General features: G+C 72.2%; 17 protein-coding genes. 1 reads left to right on the top strand and 16 read right to left on the bottom strand.

Features of this window, described 5'->3' with window-relative positions; genetic code table 11:
* Window positions 1-582: 582 nt before the first annotated feature.
* The 15 genes from tyrS to infC form a co-directional block, all read right to left on the bottom strand.
* The gene (gene tyrS / locus M3677_RS14310; RefSeq protein WP_209685498.1) at window positions 583-1,896 is read right to left on the bottom strand and encodes a tyrosine--tRNA ligase; all 1,314 of its coding nucleotides are present in this window, start codon (window positions 1,894-1,896) and stop codon (window positions 583-585) included.
* A gap of 50 nt (window positions 1,897-1,946) precedes the next feature.
* The gene (locus M3677_RS14315) at window positions 1,947-2,642 is read right to left on the bottom strand and encodes a DNA-3-methyladenine glycosylase (protein ID WP_251160880.1); all 696 of its coding nucleotides are present in this window, start codon (window positions 2,640-2,642) and stop codon (window positions 1,947-1,949) included.
* A complete protein-coding gene (gene argH, locus M3677_RS14320; RefSeq protein WP_066656404.1) occupies window positions 2,639-4,087 on the bottom strand; it encodes an argininosuccinate lyase in 1,449 nt (482 codons plus the stop codon). The genes M3677_RS14315 and argH overlap by 4 nt, the downstream gene beginning before the upstream one ends.
* 111 nt (window positions 4,088-4,198) lie before the next feature.
* The gene (locus M3677_RS14325; protein WP_251160881.1) at window positions 4,199-5,302 is read right to left on the bottom strand and encodes an argininosuccinate synthase domain-containing protein; all 1,104 of its coding nucleotides are present in this window, start codon (window positions 5,300-5,302) and stop codon (window positions 4,199-4,201) included.
* A gap of 20 nt (window positions 5,303-5,322) precedes the next feature.
* On the bottom strand, window positions 5,323-6,267 hold the full coding sequence (gene argF, locus M3677_RS14330; RefSeq protein ID WP_251160882.1) for an ornithine carbamoyltransferase: 945 nt from the start codon (window positions 6,265-6,267) through the stop codon (window positions 5,323-5,325).
* Window positions 6,264-7,487, bottom strand: coding sequence for an acetylornithine transaminase (locus M3677_RS14335; protein WP_066656412.1), 1,224 nt, complete (start codon window positions 7,485-7,487; stop codon window positions 6,264-6,266). The genes argF and M3677_RS14335 overlap by 4 nt, the downstream gene beginning before the upstream one ends.
* Window positions 7,484-8,563: an acetylglutamate kinase gene (argB, locus tag M3677_RS14340; protein ID WP_251160883.1), complete on the bottom strand. Its 1,080-nt coding sequence runs from the start codon at window positions 8,561-8,563 to the stop codon at window positions 7,484-7,486. Before argB ends, M3677_RS14335 begins: the two co-directional genes overlap by 4 nt.
* Entirely contained in the window at window positions 8,563-9,762 is a 1,200-nt protein-coding gene (gene argJ, locus M3677_RS14345; RefSeq protein WP_251155764.1) for a bifunctional glutamate N-acetyltransferase/amino-acid acetyltransferase ArgJ, read from the bottom strand. The genes argB and argJ overlap by 1 nt, the downstream gene beginning before the upstream one ends.
* On the bottom strand, window positions 9,759-10,856 hold the full coding sequence (locus tag M3677_RS14350; protein WP_251155763.1) for an N-acetyl-gamma-glutamyl-phosphate reductase: 1,098 nt from the start codon (window positions 10,854-10,856) through the stop codon (window positions 9,759-9,761). Before M3677_RS14350 ends, argJ begins: the two co-directional genes overlap by 4 nt.
* 74 nt (window positions 10,857-10,930) lie before the next feature.
* Window positions 10,931-13,423 (bottom strand): phenylalanine--tRNA ligase subunit beta, encoded by a 2,493-nt coding sequence (gene pheT, locus M3677_RS14355; RefSeq protein WP_251155762.1) that lies wholly within the window; start codon window positions 13,421-13,423, stop codon window positions 10,931-10,933.
* Complete coding sequence (gene pheS, locus M3677_RS14360) at window positions 13,423-14,463, bottom strand: phenylalanine--tRNA ligase subunit alpha (protein ID WP_251155761.1); 1,041 nt, start codon at window positions 14,461-14,463, stop codon at window positions 13,423-13,425. Before pheS ends, pheT begins: the two co-directional genes overlap by 1 nt.
* Window positions 14,464-14,534: 71 nt before the next feature.
* Complete coding sequence (locus M3677_RS14365) at window positions 14,535-15,398, bottom strand: RNA methyltransferase (protein WP_251155760.1); 864 nt, start codon at window positions 15,396-15,398, stop codon at window positions 14,535-14,537.
* Window positions 15,399-15,469: 71 nt separating this feature from the next.
* Window positions 15,470-15,853 carry a 50S ribosomal protein L20 gene (gene rplT, locus M3677_RS14370; protein WP_066656427.1) on the bottom strand — a complete coding sequence of 128 codons (384 nt, stop codon included), beginning with the start codon at window positions 15,851-15,853 and terminating at the stop codon, window positions 15,470-15,472.
* A 27-nt stretch (window positions 15,854-15,880) separates the two neighbouring features.
* Window positions 15,881-16,075, bottom strand: coding sequence for a 50S ribosomal protein L35 (rpmI, locus tag M3677_RS14375; protein WP_022903519.1), 195 nt, complete (start codon window positions 16,073-16,075; stop codon window positions 15,881-15,883).
* 62 nt (window positions 16,076-16,137) lie between these two features.
* Window positions 16,138-16,797, bottom strand: a complete 660-nt coding sequence (gene infC / locus M3677_RS14380; protein WP_081985092.1) for a translation initiation factor IF-3 — start codon at window positions 16,795-16,797, stop codon at window positions 16,138-16,140.
* Between the two features lie 387 nt (window positions 16,798-17,184).
* Between infC and M3677_RS14385 the strand changes: the two genes are divergently transcribed.
* Window positions 17,185-17,487: a DUF1844 domain-containing protein gene (locus tag M3677_RS14385; protein ID WP_066658711.1), complete on the top strand. Its 303-nt coding sequence runs from the start codon at window positions 17,185-17,187 to the stop codon at window positions 17,485-17,487.
* 98 nt (window positions 17,488-17,585) lie between these two features.
* Here the strand turns inward: M3677_RS14385 and M3677_RS14390 are convergent, their stop codons facing one another.
* Window positions 17,586-18,854, bottom strand: coding sequence for a phosphotransferase (locus M3677_RS14390; RefSeq protein WP_251160884.1), 1,269 nt, complete (start codon window positions 18,852-18,854; stop codon window positions 17,586-17,588).
* Between the last annotated feature and the right edge of the window lie 66 nt (window positions 18,855-18,920).

Below are 18,920 nucleotides of genomic sequence, written 5' to 3' on the forward strand. Positions count from 1 at the left end.
CTCTCCGTAAAAAATTACAGATCCGACACCCGAAAGCGCCGAACCGAGTTGATTCTGACTGTTGACTGTCTACTGACAATCTTCAATCCAAAAGGAATTGTCTCCGACGACCACAACCAAAGCTGCAGTCGCACGGGGTCAAAATAATTGGCATTGACAATGTGCACGCTGTTGAGTTCTCAAGGACCAGACGCACCCCCCACTCGACTCCACGAAGGAGCTCCGCCAGAGGGGCATTGTGTTCTCGGTACCACCGGCGTCGCGTCGGACCGAGGTCCTGTGGCTCATCCCGAGGGAGAGGGCCGGTGGAGTAGTCATCCTAAGCGTCGAAGCGATCGAGCACAAGGCTTGATCTGAACTTCGGTGGAGGATGGTCCCGCTTGAGGCCGGCAGGCTCTGGGCTCTCGCTCCAGCCGCTCCGCCGCACCTTTGGGGTGACGAGTAAGAACTCTACGCAGCGCTGGGCGGGAGCGCCAACCGCGCCCCACTCCCGGGCGTGTCGCACTGTGCAACTCCTCCGGACGCAGCGGTGCCCGGTCTCCGTCGGGAGACCGGGCACCGGGTGCACCGAGGGTGGATCGATCAGCCGAGCGTGACGCCCGCCAGGGTCTTCTTGCCGCGTCGGAGCACCACGACTCCGCCGGGCAGCGCGAGGCTCGCGAGCTGCGCGGTCGCGTCGTCGGCGCGGACGTTGTTCACGTACACGCCTCCCTGGTCGACCGCCCGGCGCGCTTCGCCGAGCGACTTCACGAGTCCGGTGTCGACGAGGGCGCGAGCGACGTCGGCCTCGCCCGGCAGCGACACCGTGCCGGGGAGCTCGGCGACCGCGGCACGCAGCGTCGCCTCGTCGAGCGCGGCCAGGTCGCCGTTGCCGAACAGCGCCGCCGAGGCGTCGATCGTCGCCCGGGTCGCCGCCGCTCCGTGCACCAGCGACGTGACCTCGAACGCCAGGGTCCGCTGGGCCTCGCGCCGGAACGGCTCGTCGGCGACCGCCTGCTCGAGTCGACCGATCTCCGCACGATCGAGGAACGTGAACTCGCGCAGCCGGGCGACCACGTCGGCGTCCGCCGTGTTGAGCCAGAACTGGTAGAAGGCGTACGGCGAGGTCATCTCGGCGTCGAGCCAGATCGCGTTGCCCTCGCTCTTGCCGAACTTCGTGCCGTCCGAGTTCGTGATGAGCGGGGTGCCGAGCGCGTGCACGGACACCCCCTCGGTGCGACGGATCAGGTCGGTGCCGGAGGTCAGGTTGCCCCATTGGTCCGAACCGCCGGTCTGCAGCGTGCAGCCGTACTGCCGGTAGAGCTCGCGGTAGTCCAGTCCCTGCAGGATCTGGTAGCTGAACTCGGTGTAGCTGATGCCCGCGTCGGAGTTCAGGCGTGCGGCGACGGCGTCCTTCTTCAGCATGGCGTTCACGCGGAAGTACTTGCCGATGTCGCGCAGGAAGTCGATCGCGGACAGCGGTGCCGTCCAGTCGAGGTTGTTGACGAGCCGCACGCCGTTCTCGCCGTCGGGGCTGAGGAACCGGGACACCTGCGCCTGCAGTCGGCTCACCCACTCGGCGACCGTCTCCGGGGTGTTCAGCGTGCGTTCCGCGGTGGGACGCGGGTCGCCGATCAGGCCGGTCGACCCACCGACGAGCGCCAGCGGCCGGTGCCCGGCGAGCTGCAGCCGGCGCATGGTGAGCAGCTGCAGCAGGTTGCCGCAGTGCAGCGAGGGTGCGGTCGGGTCGAAACCGCAGTAGTACGTGACGGTCCCGCCGTCGAGGGCCTCCTGGAGTGCCGTCTCGTCGGTGGAGACGTGCACCAGACCGCGCCAGCGCAGTTCGTCCCACACCGAGGCGAAGGTGGGGTCGTTCTGCTGGCGTGTCAGGACATCGGGATCGGTTGCGCTGGACACCCGACCATCGTAGCCACCGGGCGACGGCCGGGAGGATCGGCGCGGCCCCGTCAGTCGACCGCGCGCCGGTGCCGTCGGTACGGCGACACCGTCGGGTCACCGGTGCGCCAGGAGCGCCACGGGAAGGACGCGCCGCCGGCGACACCGGCGACGCCGGTGCGCGGTCCGCGCGAGATCCGCCGGACCGGAGCCGTCCCCGCGGGGCCGGCCACCGTCTCGGCGAGCAGCTCCGCGACCACGTCCGCCGGCTCGGCGGAGGCGAGCCGCGCCTCCAGGCCGGGTGCGAGCGCGAGCCGGAACGGTCCCGAGCCGTCGAGGAGCGACGTGCCGTCGTCCTCGCCGAGCACGGCACCGAGCGCCTGCCCGAGGTTGCCCGGACCGCGGGCCAGGGCGACGTCGGCGACCGACGGACCGCGGCGAGCCCGGGCGACCTCGATGCCGTCGACGACCTCGGCGGCGCGCAGGAGCGAGCCGGACGACGTGCCCTCCGGGCCGCTCACCACGTTCACGCAGGTGTGGATGCCGTACGAGCGGTACGCGTAGAGCGTGCCCGGCGGCCCGAAGAGGTGCCGGTTGCGCGGGGTCGGGCCGCGATGGCCGTGCGACCCCGGGTCGGTCGGGCCCCAGTAGGCCTCGACCTCGGTGATGCGCAGTGTCACACCACGCCCGGTGATCGTCGCGCCGAGCAGCGCCGGCGCGCACACCGGAGCCGGCTCGGCCAGGAGCGCGAGGAGCGCGTCGCTCATCGGGTGAAGGGCGCGCCCTCGGCCAGGTCGTGGACGCGACGGGTCAGGGCGGCGAGCTGCTCGGCGACGCGCTCCGGCGCCGTCCCGCCGACACCGGCGCGCGACGCGACGCTGCCCTCGATGGTCAGGACGCCGCGCACCTCGGGCGTGAGGTGCGCGGACACGGCGCGGTACTCGTCGTCGCCGGGCTCGTCGAGCTCGATCCCGCGCTCCTCGCAGTACCGGACCAGCGCCCCCGAGATCTCGTGCGCGTCGCGGAAGGGCACGCCCTGCCGGACCAGCCACTCCGCGACGTCGGTCGCGAGCGAGAAGCCCTGCGGCGCGAGCTCGGCCATCCGCTCCGTGTCGAAGGCGAGCGTGGCGACCATGCCGGTGAAGGCCGGCAGCAGCACCTCGAGCTGGGCGACCGAGTCGAAGACCGGCTCCTTGTCCTCCTGCAGGTCGCGGTTGTACGCGAGCGGCAGGCCCTTCAGGGTCGTGAGGAGGCCGGTGAGGTTGCCGACGAGCCGACCCGACTTGCCGCGCGCGAGCTCGGCGATGTCGGGGTTCTTCTTCTGCGGCATGATGCTCGACCCGGTCGAGAAGGCGTCGTGCAGCCGGACGAAACCGAACTCCTTGGTGTTCCAGAGGATGATCTCCTCGGCCAGACGGGACACGTCGATGCCCACCTGTGCGAGGACGAACGCGAACTCGGCGACGACGTCGCGGGCTGCCGTGGCGTCGATCGAGTTGTCGGCGGGGCGGGCGAAGCCGAGTTCGTGCGCGATCGCCGTCGGGTCGAGACCGAGCGAGCTGCCCGCGAGGGCGCCGGCCCCGTACGGGCTGACACTCGCACGGTCGGCCCAGTCGCGGAGCCGCTCGAGATCCCGGACGAGCGGCCACGCGTGCGCGAGCAGGTGGTGGGCGAGGAGCACCGGCTGGGCGTGCTGCAGGTGCGTGCGGCCGGGCATGATCGCCGCCGGGTGCTCGCTCGCCTGCTGCGAGATCGCGTCGACGAGGTCGATGACGAGGCGCCCGATCCGCCGGCCGTGGTCGAGCATGTGCATGCGGCCCAGGGTCGCGATCTGGTCGTTGCGGCTCCGGCCGGCGCGGAGCTTGCCGCCGAGTTCCGGGCCGAGGTCGGCGATGAGCAGGCGCTCGAGGGCGCCGTGGACGTCCTCGTCGCCGTCGTCCGGCTGCAGGGAGCCGTCGGCGTGGGCGGTCTCGAGGCGGTCGAGGCCGGCGGTCATGCGCCCGAGCTCGTCCTCGGTCAGGTAGCCGGCGGTGTGCAGGGCACGGGCGTGGGCGCGGGACCCGGCGATGTCGTAGGGGGCCAGCTGCCAGTCGAAGTGCGTCGACCGGGACAGCGCGGCGAGTTCGGCGCTGGGGCCGTCGGCGAAGCGGCCACCCCAGAGGGCGCCCGTGTTCGTGGCGTCGGTCTTGCTGGGCTGCGTCGCGTCGGTCATGTCGTCCTGCCTGGGGGTACGGGTCGGTCGTGCTCGGTTCGTGGGCGGTGCTTCGGGGGGTGGTACTGCGTGGTGCTGGTGGGGGCGGTGCTGCGTGGTGCCGGTGGGGCGTCAGTTCGCGCGGTCGCGCCGCGTGGCCGTCCGCGTCGGTCGGGCCCGGGCGCTCGCGAACGACACGCTCCCGGGGGCCGGTGCCCCGGCCAGCTCGAAGTCGAAGAGGCTCTGCTCCGACCGGCGCCCGGTGACACTCGCGACCCCGCCGTGCAACCGGAGCCGGACGTCACCGGAGACGTGCCGCTGCGTCTCCTCGATGAAGGCGTCGAGCGCGCGGCGGAGTCCGCTCGCCCAGCGACCCTCGTCGACCAGCTCCGCCCACTCGCGGTCCACGCCCTGCTTGCAGCGCAGGACCTCGCGTTCGAGGGTGATCCGTTCGAGGTCCTGGTGCGCGGCCACGAGCGCCGTCGCACCCGGTGTCTCCGCCACACGTCGGGCCTTGCGGCCGTCGAGCAGGTCGACGACCAGGTCGTGCCGACCGACCCCGTGACGGCCGGCGAGGGCGTCGAGCTCGCGCAGCAGCCGGAGGACCGGGAAGCGCTGCCCGTCGAGGGCGACCGGGACGCCGTGCTCGAAGGTCACGGTGACCTCGTCGGGCTCGGTGTCCGGCTGCGCGGAGACCTCCGCCGTGCGCGCCCAGTCCGCACGGTCGACCGCGGCCCACGGGTCCTCGAGGTCCGGCTCGGTGACGACACGGCCCCACACGTCGTGCTCGGTACCGCCGGCCGGCACGACGGCCGTCGGCACCGGGAGGACCCGGAGGTCGGGATCGTGCCCGGCGATCGTGGTCGTGAGGGCGACCTCGTCCGGGGCGCTCGTGAGGTGCGCGACGGCGACCGCGCCGAGCTGCCGGGCCGTGCGGACCAGGTGGTCGGCGACGATCGGCAGCCGCAGCGCCGGGACGAGCGGGCGACCCGGGCCGCCGGCGTTCGCCCGGACCGCCGCGACGACGTACCGGTCGGCGTACTCGGTCTTCGCGTCGACCACCACGGCGTCCACCGCACCGGCGGCCCGCATCCGGTTCCGCACGGCGTCGACCTCGCGGGACCGACCGCCGAGGTCGACCACCAGGGCCAGGACCTCGTGGTCGACGGCGAAGTGCTCGACGGCTGCCGCCGGGTCCACCCCGGCGGAGCAGGCGACGACGATGCGATCGGTCACGGGACTCCAGTCGAGCGGGGTCAGGCGGCCGGGCTGCCGGTCGCGTTCGCGGCCAGGAGCCAGGCGAGCAGGGCCTTCTGCGCGTGCAGCCGGTTCTCCGCCTCGTCCCAGATGATGCTGCGCGGCCCGTCGATGACCTCGGCGGTCACCTCGAACCCGCGGTCTGCCGGCAGGCAGTGCAGGAACACGGCGTCGTCGGCGGCGTGCCCCATCAGCTCGTCGTCCACCCGGTAGCCCGCGAAGGTGTCGAGTCGGGACTGCTTCTCGTCCTCCTTGCCCATCGACACCCACGTGTCGGTGACCACGACGTCGGCGCCGGCGACCGCCGCCACCGGGTCGGTGACGACCAGGACGGAGCCACCGGTCTCGGCCGCACGACGCTCGGCGTCGGCGACGACCGCGGCGTCCGGGCTGAACGCCGCCGGAGCGGCGACGCGGACGTGCATGCCCGCGGTCGCCCCCGCGAGCAGGTACGACTGCGCCATGTTGCTCGCGCCGTCGCCGATGAACGCGACGGTCTGCCCGGCGAGGGTGCCGCGGTGCTCGCGGATCGTGAGCAGGTCGGCGAGGAGCTGGCACGGGTGGAAGTCGTCCGACAGGGCGTTGACGACCGGGACGCGGGTGCCCGCCGCCATCTCCTCGAGTCCGGACTGGGCGTAGGTGCGCCAGACGATCGCCGACACCATGCGCTCGAGCACGCGGGCGGTGTCCGACGGGGTCTCCTTGCCGCCGAGCTGGCTGTTCGCCGTCGTGATCACGAGCGGGCTGCCGCCGAGGTCGGAGATCCCGACGTGGAAGGACACCCGGGTGCGGGTGGACGACTTGTCGAAGATCACCGCGACGGTCTGCGGCCCGGCGAGGGGCTTCTCGCCCCAGCGGTCACCCTTCATCTGGGCGGCGAGGTCGAGGATCGCGGACTGCTCGGCCTGGGTCAGGTCGTCGTCACGGAGGAAGTGGCGGGTCATGCGGAGGTCTCCTGCTCGGCGGCGACGGCCGCGAGGCTCTGGCCGAGGATCGACACGAACTCGTCGATCTCGGCGTCGGACACGATGAGCGGCGGCGCGATGCGCAGGCTCGACTCGTTCGGGGCGTTGATGATGAGGCCGCGCTCGAGGGCGGCGGCGTTGACGGCGGGGCCGACGGGCGCGGTCAGGCCGACGCCGACGAGCAGGCCCGTGCCCCGGACCTCCTGCACCAGCGGCGAACCGAGGGCCGCGATGCCGGCACGGATGCGCTCGCCCTTGGTGACCGCGCCGGCCACCAGGTCGGCGCGCTCGATCTCCTCGAGCACCGCGTTCGCGACGCGGGTGCCGAGCGGGTTGCCGCCGAAGGTCGAGCCGTGCTGGCCGGCCGAGAACAGCTCGGACGCCCAGCCGAAGGTCACGAGGGCGCCGATCGGGAACCCACCGGCGATGCCCTTCGCGATCGTGACGGCGTCCGGCGTGAACCCGTGGCCCTGGAAGGTGAACCAGTTGCCGGTGCGGCCGACCCCGGTCTGGATCTCGTCGAGGATGAACAGCGCGCCGTGCTCCTCGGTCAGGCGACGCGCGGCCTGCAGGAAGCCCTCGGGCAGGTCGACCACGCCGGCCTCGCCCTTGATCGGCTCGAGGATGAGCGCGGCGACGGTGTCGTCGACGGCCGCCTCGAGCGCCTCGACCGTCGAGTCGATGTGCTCGACGCCGGCGATCATCGGCAGGAAGTCCTCCTGCAGCGCGGGCTTGCCGGTGAGCGCGAGCGCACCCATCGTCCGGCCGTGGAAGCCCTGCTTCAGCGCGAGGATCCGGGTCTTGCGACCGTCCGCACCCTTGTTCAGCCGCGCGAGCTTGAACGCGGCCTCGTTCGCCTCGGCACCGGAGTTGCCGAAGTACACGCGGCCGGCGTCCCCCGCACCGGTGATGCGCTTGAGGCGCTCGGCGAGCTCGAGCTGCGGCGGCGTCGCGAAGTAGTTCGAGACGTGCACGAGCTTCGCCGCCTGGTCGGCGACGGCCTCGACGAGGGCCGGGTGGGCGTGGCCGAGGGAGTTCACCGCGATGCCGGCCAGGAAGTCGAGGTACTCGTTGCCGTCGACGTCCCACACGCGGCAGCCCTGACCGTGGTCGAGCATGATCTTCGGCGGGGTCAGGGATCGCATGAGCGACGCCCCGAACCGGTCGTTCCAGGTCTGGGTGTGCGTCTCGGTGCTCACTGCTCGTTCCCCTTCTGCGTCGTGGCGGTGTCGGTGACGGTGGTGTCGGTGACGGTGGTGTCGGTGACGGCGGCGTCGGTCGCCGCGTGTCGGCCCGGGTCCGCTGCGGACTCGGGCACCCGTCGGCCGACCTCGGCGTGGGTGTTCTGGTTCTCGGTGCGACGGCTCGGGTCCGGGATCACCTCGGTGCCCGCACCGCGCAGGGTGAAGACCTCGAGCAGGATCGAGTGCGGGATCCGCCCGTCGATGATCGTCGCGCCGCCGACCCCGCCGACCACGGCGTCGAGGCACGCGGTCATCTTCGGGATCATCCCCGACTCGAGGCTCGGCAGCAGCGCCCGGAGCTCGTCGACCGCGATCAGGTCGATGATCGAGTCGCGGTCCGGCCAGTTGCGGTAGAGGCCGGGGACGTCCGTCAGCATCATGAGCTTGGCGGCACCGAGCGCGATGGCCAGCGCACCGGCCGCGGCATCGGCGTTGACGTTCAGCGCCTGGTCCGGGTGGGCGTCGTCGATCGCGATGCTCGACACGATCGGGATGCGTCCGGCCTCGATCGCCGCGAGGACGCCGGACGGGTCGACGTGCGTGATGTCGCCGACGTGGCCGAGGTCGAAGTACTCGCCGTCGACGACGACGCCCTTCTTCTCACCGGTGAACAGCGAGCCGCCGTCGCCGGAGACGCCGACGGCCAGACCGTCACCGTGCTCGTTGACGAGGTCGACGATCTCGCGGTTGACCTCGCCGGCGAGCACGTCGCGGACGACCGTGATCGCCTCGGTCGTCGTCACGCGGTAGCCACCGCGGAACTCGGACGCGATGCCCTGTTCCTTCAGCGCCGCCGAGATCTGCGGCCCACCGCCGTGCACCACGACCGGGTGGAGTCCCGCGTAGCGCAGGTAGACCATGTCCTCGGCGAACGCCCGCTTGAGGTCGTCGTTCACCATGGCGTTGCCGCCGAACTTCACGACGACGGTCTTGCCCGAGAACCGCTTCAGCCACGGCAGGGACTCGATGAGCGTCGCGGCCTTGACGGCGGCGAGCTCGTGCTCTTCTTCCTTGGTCAGGTCGTCGCTCATCAGCTGGAGTACGCGCTGTTCTCGTGGACGTAGTCGTGCGTCAGGTCGTTCGTCAGGATCGTCGCCGCGTGCACGCCGACCCCGAGCTCGATCAGGACGTGGGTGTCGCGCGGCGTCAGGTCGACCTCGTCGATCGGCCGGTCCGGGGCGCCGGCGTGGCAGACGCGGACGCCGTTCATGCTGACGTCGACCGCGTACGGGTCGAACTCGGCGTCGGTGGTCCCGATCGCCGCCAGCACGCGGCCCCAGTTCGGGTCGTTGCCGAAGACCGCGGCCTTGAACAGGTTGTTCCGGGCGACACTGCGCCCCACCGTGACGGCCTCGTCCTCGGACACCGCGCCGGTGACCTCGATCGTGATGTCGTGGCTCGCGCCCTCGGCGTCCTGCTGGAGCTGCCGGGCGAGGTCCGCGCACACCGCGGTCAGTGCCTCCTGGAAGTCGCCGACCTCGGGGGTCACCCCGCTCGCACCGGAGGACAGCAGCACGACGGTGTCGTTGGTCGACATGCAGCCGTCCGAGTCGACGCGGTCGAAGGTCACGCGGGTCGCCGCGCGGAGCGCCTGGTCGAGCTGCTCCGCGGTCTGCACGGCGTCGGTCGTGATGACGACGAGCATCGTCGCGAGCCCGGGGGCCAGCATGCCGGCGCCCTTGGCCATGCCGCCGACCGTCCAGCCGTCCTCGGTCACGACGGACTGCTTCGGCGTCGTGTCCGTGGTCATGATCGCGACCGCAGCGTCGGGGCCGCCGTCGGCCGCCAGCGCGGCGCTGGCCAGGTCGACACCGCGCAGCACGCCGTCACGGAACGTCTGGTCACCGCGGCCGATCAGGCCCGTCGAGCAGACGACGACGTCGCCTGCACCGATGCCGAGCGCGGCACCCACCGCCTCCGCCGTCATGTGCGTGGTCTGGAAGCCGAAGGGTCCGGTGAAGCAGTTCGCGCCGCCGGAGTTGAGCACCACGGCCCGGGCGACACCGTCGCCGACGACCTGGCGCGACCAGATCACCGGGTGCGCCTGGGCGCGGTTGCTGGTGAACACGGCGGCCGCGGTCGCGTCGGGGCCGTCGTTCACCACGAGGGCGACGTCGGGCTTCCCGCTCGTCTTGAGTCCGGCGGTGACGCCGGCCGCGCGGAAGCCCGCAGCGGCGGTCACGCCCTGGAGGCCCGTGTCGGGCTGGTCCGTCGAGGTCTCGTCGGTCACGGTGCGACTCCGTCCACGCTGAGGCCGAGGGTCTCGGGGAAGCCCAGGGCGATGTTGGCCGACTGCACGGCCGCGCCGGCGGTGCCCTTGGCCAGGTTGTCGAGGGCGCTCACGGCGACCACCCGGCCCGCGGCCTCGTCCACGGCGATGCCGACGAGCGCGGTGTTCGCGCCGACGGTGTCCGCGGTGCGGGGGAACTCGCCCTCCGGGAGCAGGTGCACGAAGGGCTCGTCGGCGTAGGCCTGTTCCCAGGCGATCCGGACGTCGCGCGCGCTGACTCCGGGCGAGAGCCTGGCGGTCGTGGTCGCGAGGATGCCGCGCGACATCGGCACGAGCACGGGCGTGAACGAGATCCGGACGTCACCGGCCCCCGCTGTCACGAGGTTCTGCTGGATCTCCGGGATGTGCCGGTGGGTGCCGCCGACCGCGTAGGCGCTCGCGGAGCCCATGATCTCCGAGGCGAGGTAGGCCGTCGCGAGCTTCTTGCCGGCACCGCTCGGCCCGACGCTCAGCACCGCGACGAGGTCGTCCGTCTCGACGAGCCCGGCCTGGACACCGGGCTGGATGCCGAGCGTCACCGCCGTCACGTTGCAGCCCGGCACGGCGATCCGCTTCGTCGTCGCGAGCTCGGTGCGCTGCCGCCCGAGGCCCTCGATGTCGTCGACGTCCCGCCACTCCTCCGCCGTCCCGGGCGCCGGCGCGGCGTGCAGCAGCTCCGGCAGGCCGTAGGTCCACGCGCCGTGGTGCTCGCCGCCGTAGAACGCCTCCCACGCAGCCGGGTCCGTGAGCCGGTGGTCCGCGCCGCAGTCGACGACGAGGGTGTCGTCGTCGAGCTCGGCGGTGATCGCCCCGGACTGCCCGTGCGGCAGCGCGAGGAACACCACGTCGTGTCCGCGCAGGGTCGCCGCCGTCGTCTCGACCAGCGTCAGGTGTGCCAGCGACCGCAGGTGCGGCTGCGTCGCGATGAGCGGCTGCCCCGCGTTCGAGAAGGCCGTCACCGTCCTGACGTCGAACTCTGGGTGGGCGGCGAGCACGCGCAGGAGCTCTCCGCCCGCGTAGCCGGAGGCTCCCGCCACGGCGACGGATACGGACATGGGTTCCACCTTTGGTCGGACTGGTCGTCGAGAGAGTCGGAGGCGGCGGCCCCGGGCGGTGCTGATCCGGTGGATCAGTCGCGCAGGGTCGCCCCGAATCGCTCGCCGGCACGTCGGACGGCGCCGTCACGGGCCTCGGAGGCCTCGGCAGCGGTCAGCGTGCGGTCCGTGGCGCGGAAGCGCAGCGCGAACGTCAGGGACTTCTGTCCCTCGTCCACGCCCGTGCCCCGGTAGTCGTCCACGAGCCGAGCATACTCCAGCAGCTCTCCGGCGCCAGAGCGGACGACGTCCAGCACGTCACCCGCCGGGACGTCGACCGCGACCACGAGGGAGAGGTCCTGCGTCGCCGCCGGGTAGGACACGATCGGCGCCACCGACACGAGCTCCGGTGCCGCGGCGACCAGGGCGTCGAGGTCGAGCTCGACGACGGCGACGACGCGCGGCAGCACCGCGGCCTCGGTGAGGACGGGCAGCAGCTCACCGGCGACACCGACGACGGTGTCACCGACGAGCAGCGCGGCCGCACGCCCCGGGTGCAGGGACGGGTGGCTCGTCTGTGCGACCCGGAGCTCCACACCGACCGCCCAGGCGACGGCCCGGGCGACGTCGAGCGCGTCCGCGATGCCGTAGGGCTCCGGCTGCACGCCGGGCTGCTTCACGACGCGGTTGCCGGTCAGCAACGCCGAGACGTGGAACGGCTGCGGCGGGAGCGACGCGTCGAGCACACCGAGGGTGTCGGGGTCGGGCCGCTCGGCGCCGGCGGGCACGGCGTCGGTGCCGAGCTGCACGTCCGTCGTCGGCAGGAACACGCGCGAGGTCTCGTACAGGGCGACGTCGACGAGGCCGCGGGACACGTTGCGGCGGGCGGCGTCGACGAGCGCGGGGAGCCCGCTGCGACGGAGCAGCGACTGCTCGCTGTCCAGCGCGTTCGCGAGCACGACGCTCGGACCACCGTCGCCGTCGATGCCCGGGTAGGCGTCCTGCGTGGTCTGCGAGACGAACGGAGCGGTGACGACCTCGACGAGGCCGTCCGCTGCGAGGGCGGCGGACACGCGCCGACGGGCCTGCTGGTGCCGGGTCAGACCGCGTCCGGGCGGGGCGATCGGCAGCACGCTCGGGATGCGGTCGTAGCCGACGATGCGGGCCACTTCCTCGACCAGGGTGGTGTCGTCGGTCAGGTCCGGTCGCCAGGACGGCGGCGTGACGACGAGCACCTCGCCGTCGACGTCCACCGTCGCACCGATGGCGCGCAGCGTGTCGATGACCTCGGCGTCGGTGTACTCGACACCGACGAGGTCGGCCGGCCGCGACGCCCGCATCGTGATCGTCGGGCGGGGCTCGGCGTCGACGAGCGTGGAGCCGAGGGTGTCCGCCGTGCCGCCCGCGAGCTCGACGAGGAGCTCGACGGCACGGTTCGCAGCGGCCTCGGCCACGAGCGGGTCGACCCCGCGTTCGAAGCGCTTCGAGGCCTCGCTCGGCAGCTTGTGCCGGCGGGCCGTCCGGGCGATCGAGACCTGGTCGAAGCCGGCGGCCTCGATCAGCACGTCGGTCGTCGTGTCCGAGATCTCGGTGCGTGCACCGCCCATCACGCCGGCGAGACCGACGGGGCCGTCGTCGTCGGTGATGACGAGGTCCTCGGCGTCGAGCGTGCGGGTCGTGTCGTCGAGGGTGACGAGGGTCTCCCCCACCGCCGCGCGACGCACGCCGAGGCCACCGCGGACCTTCGCCAGGTCGTAGCCGTGCAGGGGCTGGCCGAGCTCGAACATGACGTAGTTCGTGATGTCGACGGGCAGCGAGATCGAGCGGACGCCGGCCAGCGCCAGGCGGGAGACCATCCACGCCGGGGTCGCCCGGGTCGGGTCGATGCCACGGACGACGCGGGTGACGAAGGTGTGCGCGCCGACACGGCCGCGGACCGGGGCCTGGTCGTCGATCGTGACGCGGAACCCCTCGCCCGAGCGGGGCGTCACACGCGCCGCCGGGTCGCGGAAGCCGGCACCGGTGGCGTGCGCGTACTCGCGGGCGACGCCGCGCATGCTCATCACGTACCCGCGGTCCGGCGTCACGTTGATCTCGACCGCGGCGTCGTCGAGGCCGAGCAGCGCGATCGCGTCGGCCCCGACCTCGGGGTCCATGCCGAGGTCGGCGAAGCGCAGGATGCCGTCGTGCTCGTCGCCGAGGCCGAGCTCACGGGCCGAGGCGATCATGCCGTCGGACACGTGGCCGTACGTCTTGCGCGCGGCGATCGGGAACGGCCCGGGCAGCACGGCGCCGGGCAGCGTCACGACGACGAGGTCGCCCACGTCGAAGTTGTGCGCACCGCAGACGATGCCGCGGGGCTCGGACTCGCCCACGTCGACCTGGCACCAGTTGATCGTCTTGCCGTTCTTCTGCGGCTCGGGCTCGCGCTCGAGCACGCGGCCGACGACGATCGGGCCGGTGAGGTCGTACGTGTGGACGTCCTCTTCCTCGAAGCCCACCGACACGAGGGCCGCGTGGACGTGCTCGAGGGAGACGTCGTCGGGCAGGTCGACGGACTCGCCGAGCCAACGGAGTGGGACGCGCATCAGACCACCGTTCCGAACTGCTGCGAGAAGCGGATGTCGCCCTCGAGGAAGTCACGCATGTCGTTCAGGCCGTTGCGGAACTGCAGGGTCCGCTCGATGCCCATCCCGAACGCGAAGCCCTGGTACTCGTCCGGGTCGATGCCGGCCGCACGCAGGACGTTGGGGTTCACCATGCCGCAGCCGCCCCACTCGACCCACCGCGCGCCGCCCTTGGCGTTCGGCTGCCAGACGTCCATCTCGGCGCTGGGCTCGGTGAACGGGAAGTAGTTCGGACGCAGGCGGATCTGCGCCCCGGCGCCGAAGACCTGGCGCGCGAAGTGCTCGAGCGTGCCGCGGAGGTGCGCCATCGTCAGGCCCTTGTCGATCGCGATGCCCTCGACCTGGGTGAACACCGGCAGGTGCGTGGCGTCGAGCTCGTCCGCGCGGTACACGCGCCCCGGGGCGATCACGTAGAGCGGCAGCTCCCGGGACAGCAGGGAGCGCACCTGCACCGGGGAGGTGTGCGTGCGCATGACCAGGTGCCGGTCGACCGGCTCGACGAAGATCGTGTCGGCCATCGCCCGTGCGGGGTGGTCCGGGTCGAAGTTCAGCGCGTCGAAGTTGAACCACTCGTGCTCGAGCTCGGGGCCCTCCGCCACCTCCCACCCCATGCCGACGAAGATGTCGGCGACGGTCTCGTTGAGGACCGAGAGCGGGTGGCGGGAGCCCGGCGTGCGACGGACCGGCAGTGCGGTGACGTCGACGCGCTCGGCCTCGAGCCGTGCGCGTTCCTCGGCCTCGGCGAGGACGGACTCCTGCTCGGCGACCGCCGCGTTGACCCGGCCGCGTGCCTGGCCGACGAGCTTGCCGGCCTCGGCCTTCTGCTCCTTCGGCACGCTGCGCATCGACGCGTTCATCCGCGCGAGCGTCGACTGCTCGCCGGTGTGCTCCGCCCTGGCCTGCTTCAGCTCGGCCACGGTCGTCGTCGCGCGGACCGCGGCGAGGGCCCGGTCGACCGCGTCGGCGACGGCCGCTTCGCTGATCTCGAGGTGTTCTGACACGAGGCCCAAGCCTACCGGCCCCCGGGATACCGCCGTCCTGCACTGGACGGACGGTGGAGGAGCAGGACGGGTCAGCGCGCTGTGGAGGAGGACGCCACCCGCTGCGCGAACGCCGACTCGTACAGGCAGACCGACGCGGCCGTCGCCAGGTTCATCGACTCGGCCCGACCGTAGATCGGGACCTTCACGGCCCGGTCGACGAGCGCCAGGTCCTCCGCCGTGAGCCCCCGGGCCTCGTTGCCGAAGACCCACGCGGTCGGCCCGTCGAGCATGCCGTCGGCGCGGACGTCCGGCAGGTCGTCGCCGGAGACGTCGGCCGCGAGGACCGTGTACCCGAGGGCCTTCGCGCGTGTGACGGCGTCGGCGAGCGTCACGCCCACCGAGACCGGCACGTGGAACAGCGAGCCCGTGGTGGACCGCACCACCTTCGGGTTGTAGGGGTCGACCGAACGACCGGTCAGCACGACCGCGTCAGCGCCCGCCGCGTCGGCGGCGCGGATGATCGTGCCGGCGTTCCCCGGGTCCCGGACCTGCTCGAGGATCGCGACCAGCCCGGGCAGCGTGCCGTCCGTGGCGGACGCGCCCTGCGCCTCCAGGCCGGGTCCGGCGTCCGGGAAGACGTCCTTCACCGACGTCGGGAACTGCTGGCACACCGCGACGACCCCCTGCGGCGTGACGGTGTCCGCCATCGTGTCGAGCACCTGCTCGGTGACGAACCACGTGTCGACCGGTGCGTCGTCGAGCCCGTACCGTGCGGCGGCGGTCGGCGTCACGTAGAGCTCGCGGAGCAGCTCCGGGCGGTACTCGATCGCCTCGCGCACGGCCTGCGGGCCCTCGAGCAGGAAGAGTCCGGTGTCGGCACGGACGTCCTTCTTGGCGAGTGCCGCGACGGCCTTGACGCGTCCGGACTTCGGGTTCTCGAGGAGATCGCTCACGCGTCAAGTGTCGCAGCATGCACGAAGCCCCCGCTCCGTGGACGGAACGGGGGCTTCGGGAGCTGGCGTGACTACGCGGCCTTGGGGGCCGAGGTGTCGGCCGGCAGGGCCTTCTTGGCGGTCTCGACGAGCGCCGCGAACGTCTCGGGGTTGTTCACCGCGAGGTCCGCGAGGATGCGACGGTCGACCTCGACGCCGGCCAGGGAGAGGCCCTGGATGAGGCGGTTGTAGGTCAGGCCGTTCGCACGCGACGCGGCGTTGATGCGCTGGATCCACAGGCGACGGAACTCGCCCTTCTTCGCGTGACGGTCACGGTACGCGTAGACGAGGGAGTGGGTGACCTGCTCCTTCGCCTTGCGGTACAGGCGCGAACGCTGGCCGCGGTAGCCCTCGGCGCGCTCGAGGATGACGCGACGCTTCTTGGCGGCGTTGACCGCTCTCTTGACACGTGCCATTGATCTGTTCCTTTACGTTCCGCCGGCTCAGTGGCCGAGAAGCTTCTTGACGTTCTTGGCGTCGGCCTTCGCGAGGACCTGGTCCTCGTTGAGGCGGGCCTTGCGCTTGGCGCTCTTGACCTCGAGGTTGTGACGCATACCGGCCTGCTGCTTCATGATCTTGCCGCTGCCGGTGACCTTGAAGCGCTTCTTCGACCCGGAGTGGGTCTTCTGCTTGGGCATCGTGGTGCCTTTCCGTGGGGTGGGTGGGGAGCCGCGTCGTCGCGGGGTGGTCCGGGGAGGACCTATTCGGCGGGAGCCTCGGCCGGCGCGGACTCGGTGGCCTCGTCGGCCTCCTTGCCCTTCGCCGCGTGCTCCGACGCACGACGCTCGGCCTTCTGCGCAGCACGCTTCGCGTTCTGCTCGCCCTTGACGTCGGACTTGTTCTTGAGGGGGGCGATGATCATCGTCATGTTGCGGCCGTCCTGGGTCGGACGCGACTCGACGACGCCGAACTCGGCGATCTCCTCGGCGAACTTCTGGAGGAGACGGACGCCCTGCTCCGGACGCGACTGCTCGCGCCCACGGAAGAGGATCATCGCCTTCACCTTGTCGCCGCCGAGGAGGAAGCCCTCGGCGCGCTTGCGCTTGGTCTCGTAGTCGTGCACGTCGATCTTCAGGCGGAACCGGACCTCCTTGAGGTCGGTGTTCACCTGGTTGCGGCGCGCTTCCTTGGCCTTCTGCGCTGCCTCGTACTTGAACTTGCCGTAGTCCATGATCTTGGCCACGGGCGGCTTCGAGTTCGGGGCGACCTCGACCAGATCCAGTTCGGCTTCCTGCGCGAGACGCAGAGCCATGGCGATCGGGACAACGCCGACCTGCTCACCCTGGGGGCCGACGAGTCGGACCTCGGGAACGCGGATTCGGTCGTTGGTGCGGGGATCGGTGATGCGGAGCTCCTTCAATCAAGTGGTGGCCGTCCGGCGCTGCTGCGCTGGACGACGGCACGAGAGAGGAGATCTGACGCACGGATCGGAACCCGTTCGGCAGCCGCCCGACACCGGCCCCGCGGGGCTGGCCTGCCGGGACGCGGTGCGGTCTGACGATCGCACTGCTGACCCGACGGAGCGGTTGGGACCCGGTAGCCTGTGGTGCACGGCCGCGGGTGGGAGAGACTCCTCTTCTACGACGCCGTCCGGGGCTCGGTCCGACTCCTGTGGAGACGATCTGGGCACACGGGCAGCATCTGCCGCCGATGAGCCTAGCAGAGGAGCACCGTGCCCGACACCCCCGAGAACGACACCCCGCAGGTCACGCAGGACGAGACCGCAGCCGGCGGCGAGGCCCGCGACATCGCCGAGGTGCCCGCGGTCGAGCTCATCAACACCGTCGCCGTGCACCTGCTCAGCGCAGCCGCCGTGAAGGTGGGGCTCGCCGACGACCCGCAGGAGCAGACCGACCTCGACGAGGCGCGGAAGCTCATCACGGCCCTCGCCGGGCTCGTGACGGCGGCGGCCACCGAGATCGGCGACCACCACGCCCGTCCGCTCCGCGACGGACTGCGCTCGGTCCAGCTCGCGTTCCGCGAGGCGTCGAGCATCCCGGACGCGCCGGGCAAGGGGCCGGGCGAGAAGTACACGGGCCCCGTCAACTGACGACGACGGTCGTCGTCACCACGTGACGGACGGGAGGCGCGGTGTCGGCCGGCACCGCGCCTCCCGTCCGTCAGCGGGTCACGCCGGGGGTCGGAGGATCAGGCCGCGCCGTCCGCCGCCAGCCGCGCGACCGCAGCCAGCGGGATGCCGGCCCAGTCGGGCCGGTTCCGCGTCTCGTAGACCACCTCGTACACGGCCTTGTCGAGCTCGAACGCGTCGAGCAGTGCGCGGTGGTCGGTCAGGTCGTCACCGGTCCCCCGGCGGTACCCGTCGAGGAACGCCTGCCGCGCCGCCTGCGCCCAGGCACCCGCGTCGACGAACTCGGCGTCGTGCGCGAGCGCGCCGGCGACGTAGTCGAAGGACCGGAGCATCCCGGCGACGTCGCGGAGCGTCGAGTCGGGCAGCGACCGCTCGGCGAGCGGGCGGAGCGGCTCGCCCTCGAAGTCGAGGAACACCCACCCGCGGGGCTCGGGCGCGGCGAGCACCTGCCCGAGGTGCAGGTCACCGTGGATGCGCTGCAGGTCCGGCCAGTGCGACGCGGCGGCACGGTCGTACACGGCACGGATCGCGTCGACGTGCGGCTCGACGGTCGGGGCCTCGCGCACGGCGGCGTCGAGCCGGCCGCGCATCGTCGCGATCGCAGCGTCCCGTCGTGCATCGTCGGCGGGCTCGGTCGACAGGGCGGTGGCGAGCGTGCGGTGCACCTCGGCGAGCGCCTCGCCGAGCGCGGCGGCCTGCTCGTCCCACGGGGTGCCGGTCCTGGCGTCGCGGAGGGCCACACGCCAGGCGTCCTCGAGGCCGGGCAGGAACTCCTGGGCGAACGCGAGGTGCCCGGTGGCCGTGCCGTCGGGGCGGCCGGGGTCGGGCCAGCTCGCCTGCTGGGCGCCGTACACGGTCGGCACGCGGGAGCTGCCCGCGGCGGAGAGTGCGAGCTGCGTGGTGACGTCGGGGTTGTCACCGTGGTGGAGCACCCGGAAGACCTTGGTGATGACCCGGTCGCCGGACGCGGTGTCGCAGATGACCGAGGTGTTCGACTGCTCGCCGGACAGCACCCGGGACGAGGTGACCTCGCCGATCGGCCGGAGGCTCGAGGGGTCGGCGTCGATGCGCGCCGCGAGCTGCTGCACCCAGACGGTGTCGGTGGTGGCGTCGACCGGGTCGACGGCTCCCCCGCCGGGGCCCGCGACGACCGGTACCTGGTAGAGGACGGGCCCGGTCGCGGCGTCGTCGAGGACCAACCGCGTGCCGTCGGTCTCGGCGATGGTGCGCAGCGCCGGGGTCCCACCCTTCGCGGCGTACCAGCGCTGGCGTGCGATCCAGCCCTCCAGCGTGCGGTCGTCGACGTGCTCGGGTGCCTCGGCGCTCATGCAGCGAACGGTACGCGCCGGTCCCGGGGCGCGCCCCGAGTCGTGGCGCACCGGTCGGCGCGCACC

Source organism: Curtobacterium sp. P97 (assembly GCF_023712445.1).
Classification (GTDB): domain Bacteria; phylum Actinomycetota; class Actinomycetes; order Actinomycetales; family Microbacteriaceae; genus Curtobacterium.

What these genes read in the sequence shown, in the direction of transcription:
- rplT (WP_066656427.1), bottom strand. Translation starts at nt 15,853, where the DNA reads ATGGCACGTGTCAAGAGAGCGGTCAACGCCGCCAAGAAGCGTCGCGTC.
- argF (WP_251160882.1), bottom strand. Translation starts at nt 6,267, where the DNA reads ATGACCCGCCACTTCCTCCGTGACGACGACCTGACCCAGGCCGAGCAG.
- pheT (WP_251155762.1), bottom strand. Translation starts at nt 13,423, where the DNA reads ATGCGCGTCCCACTCCGTTGGCTCGGCGAGTCCGTCGACCTGCCCGAC.
- M3677_RS14390 (WP_251160884.1), bottom strand. Translation starts at nt 18,854, where the DNA reads ATGAGCGCCGAGGCACCCGAGCACGTCGACGACCGCACGCTGGAGGGC.
- argB (WP_251160883.1), bottom strand. Translation starts at nt 8,563, where the DNA reads ATGAGCGACGACCTGACCAAGGAAGAAGAGCACGAGCTCGCCGCCGTC.
- rpmI (WP_022903519.1), bottom strand. Translation starts at nt 16,075, where the DNA reads ATGCCCAAGCAGAAGACCCACTCCGGGTCGAAGAAGCGCTTCAAGGTC.
- argH (WP_066656404.1), bottom strand. Translation starts at nt 4,087, where the DNA reads ATGACCGACGCGACGCAGCCCAGCAAGACCGACGCCACGAACACGGGC.
- M3677_RS14315 (WP_251160880.1), bottom strand. Translation starts at nt 2,642, where the DNA reads ATGAGCGACGCGCTCCTCGCGCTCCTGGCCGAGCCGGCTCCGGTGTGC.
- M3677_RS14350 (WP_251155763.1), bottom strand. Translation starts at nt 10,856, where the DNA reads ATGTCCGTATCCGTCGCCGTGGCGGGAGCCTCCGGCTACGCGGGCGGA.